Genomic DNA, 310 nt, shown 5'->3' on the forward strand with positions numbered 1-310 from the left:
AACCGCTGACCTCCTGCGTGCAAGGCAGGCGCTCTCCCAGCTGAGCTATGGCCCCATAACAAAATTGGTGGGTCTGGGCAGATTCGAACTGCCGACCTCACCCTTATCAGGGGTGCGCTCTAACCAACTGAGCTACAGACCCAATTTCGAGCTTGTAACTGTTAGCGTGAGCTATCAGCTTGGAGCTTAAAGCTGCTTCTATCGTCTTCTTCAATGAATCAAGCAATTCGTGTGGGAGCTCATGGAGCAGCTGCTGTCGTCGATTAAGGAGGTGATCCAGCCGCAGGTTCCCCTACGGCTACCTTGTTAC

The 310-nt window shown here is 53.2% G+C and carries 1 tRNA gene; it reads right to left on the reverse strand.

Annotated features, from left to right (window positions below):
• Positions 1 to 65: 65 nt before the first annotated feature.
• A tRNA-Ile gene (locus ACODTO_RS29595) sits at positions 66 to 142 on the reverse strand.
• Positions 143 to 310 lie beyond the last annotated feature (168 nt).

The organism is Pseudomonas sp. FG13 (assembly GCF_057809755.1).